Origin of the sequence: Pseudomonas sp. WC1 (assembly GCF_050586565.1) — a bacterium.
Taxonomy (GTDB): domain Bacteria; phylum Pseudomonadota; class Gammaproteobacteria; order Pseudomonadales; family Pseudomonadaceae; genus Aquipseudomonas.
In genome coordinates this window covers 1-2,775 of the sequence record NZ_JBOBDQ010000115.1, presented here as the reverse complement: position 1 = coordinate 2,775, position 2,775 = coordinate 1, and the positions used below count along the sequence as shown (strand labels likewise).

Here is a 2,775-nt window from a genome sequence, read left to right as displayed (position 1 = left end):
GGCGGTCAGGGTCGCTACGACTTCGCTGATGGTGTCGTTGATCTGAACGCTGGCGTTGCCGCCGAGCTCGAGGTTCTCGAAGGTCTTGCCGGTGACCGAGGCGTCGGAAATCCCTACGGTCAGGGTGTCGCCATCCTTGAAGACGTCATCGCCTTGGGCGGTCGCCTTGTACTCAACCTGGGTTTGACCCGCTGGGATCACGACTTTATCGCCGTTGCTCAGGGTTACGGTCAGGTCCTGACCGAGTTTCTGGCTGACCTTGACGGTGAAGCTTGGCTGCTGGTCTTCGGTGACCGCGCCGTTGCCGACGATGGTGACGGAGACTTTGTCACCTTCGTTGCCGGTGCCCGGAGTGCCGGTGCCTGGCTCGTCGGTGACGGAGGTTTTCACTTCGTCCTGACCCAGGGTCAGTTTTTCGAAGTTGTCGGCACCAGTCACGCCTTCCAGTTTGTTGGTGATGGTCGGCTGACCGCCGACGAATACGTCGTCCGGCGCATTGATGGTGATGGTGCCGGTGGCGCTGCCCGCTGGCACGGTGACCTTGGTGCCGTCGGTCAGGGTGAAGGTCAGGCCGTTGTGGCCGGTGACCGACAGGCCCTGGGCGTTGGTCAGGGTGACGGTGTAGGTGATTGGGCCGCCTTCGCTGACGGTAGTCTTGTCGGCGGTCAGGGTTGCGACCACTTCGCTGACGGTGTCGTTGATCTCAACGCTGGCGTTGCCGCCGAGCTCGAGGTTCTCGAAGGTCTTGCCGGTGACCGACGCATCGGAAATGCCGACGGTGAGGGTGTCGCCATCCTTGAAGACGTCATCGCCTTGGGCAGTAGCCTTGTACTCAACCTGGGTTTGACCCGCAGGGATCACCACTTTATCGCCGTTGCTCAGGGTTACGGTCAGGTCCTGACCGAGTTTCTGGCTGACCTTGACGGTGAACGACGGCTGCTGATCTTCGGTGACTGCGCCGTTGCCAACTATGGTCACGGAAACCTTGTCGCCTTCGTTGCCAGTGCCGGGCGTGCCAGTACCTGGCTCATCGGTCACGGTCGTGGTGAGGGTGTCCTTGCCGAGCGTGAGCTTCTCGAAGCTATCCGCGCCGCTGACGCTTTCGAGCTTGTTGACGATCGAAGGCTGACCGCCGACGAACACGTCATCCGGTGCGGTGATGGTGAAGGTGCCGCTGGCACTACCCGCAGGAATAGTGACCTTGGTGCCATCGGTCAAAGTGAAGGTCAGGCCATTGTGGCCGTTGACTGGCAGACCCTGGGCATTGGTCAGGGTCACGGTGTAAGTGATCTGGCCACCTTCGGTGACGGTGGTCTTGTCGGCGGTCAGGGTTGCGACGACTTCGCTGATGGTGTCGGTGATCTGTACCGAGGCGTTGCCACCCAGCTCCAGGTTCTCGAAGGCCTTGCCATCGACAGCGGCATCGGCGATGCCGACAGTCAGGGTATCGCCGTCTTTGAAGACGTCGTCACCCTGGGCTTTGGCTTTGTACTCGGTTTCGGTCTGACCGGCTGGGATGACGACTTTGTCGCCGTTCGACAGGGTTACGCTCAGGTCGTGGTCGAGCTTCTGGCTGACCTTGACGGTGAAGGTCGGCTGCTGGTCTTCGGTGACATCGCCCTTGCCGACGATTGTGACGGTGACCTTGTCGCCCTGGTTGTCGGTGCCTGGAGTGCCGGTACCTGGCTCGTCAGTCACGGTGGTGGTGACCGAGTTGTCGCCGAGGGTCAGCTTCTCGAAGTTGTCGCCACCGGCAACCGATTCGATCTTGTTGACGATGCTCGGTTGGCCACCGACGAACACGTCATCCGGTGCGGTGATGGTGAAGGTACCGCTGGTGCTGCCGGCCGGAATGGTGACCTTGGTGCCATCGGTCAGGGTGAAGGTCAGGCCGTTGTGGCCGGTGACCGACAGGCCCTGGGCATTGGTCAGGGTCACGGTGTAGGTGATCTGGCCGCCTTCGGTGACGGTGGTCTTGTCGGCGGTCAGGGTCGCGACGACTTCGCTGACGGTATCGGTGATCTGCACGGTGGCATCGCCACCCAGCTGCAGGTTCTCGAAGGTCTTGCCATCAACGACTGCATCAGTGATGCCGACGGTTAGCGAACTGCCATCCTTGAAGACGTCATCGCCCTGGGCATCCGCCTTGTACTCGACCTGGGTCTGGCCAGCCGGAATCACCACCTTGGCACCATTGCTCAGGGTGACGGTGAGATCCTGGTCCAGCTTCTGGTTGACCTTGACGGTAAAGGACGGCTGCAGGTCTTCGGTGACATCGCCGTTGCTGACGATGGTGACAGATACCTTGTTGCCGGTATCCGGATCATCAGTGACGGTAGTGGTGAGTGTCTCCTTGCCGAGCGTCAGCTTCTCGAAGTTGTCCGCGCCGCTGACACCTTCGAGCTTGTTCACGATCGAGGGCTGGCCGCCGACGAATACGTCGCTCGGGGCGGTGATGGTGAAGGTCCCGCTGGCGCTGCCGGCCGGAACGGTGACTTTGGTGCCATCGGTCAGGGTGAAGGTCAGGCCGTTATGGCCGGTGACCGCCAGGCCCTGGGCATTGGTCAGCGTCACGGTGTAGGTGATCTGGCCACCTTCGGTGACGGTAGTCTTGTCGGCGGTGAGGGTCGCGACCACTTCACTGATGGTGTCGGTGATCTGCACCGAGGCGTTGCCGCCCAGTTCCAGGTTCTCGAAGTACTTGCCATCGACGGCAGCATCGGTGATGCCGACAGTCAGGGTATCGCCGTCTTTGAAGACGTCGTCGCCCTGGGC

Annotated in this window: 1 protein-coding gene; it reads right to left on the bottom strand. The window is 61.4% G+C overall.

What is annotated here, in order from left to right; all coding sequences use genetic code 11:
- Positions 1–2,775: immunoglobulin-like domain-containing protein (locus ACQ4OD_RS26260; RefSeq protein ID WP_430945211.1), on the bottom strand; the 2,775-nt coding region annotated here is incomplete at both ends.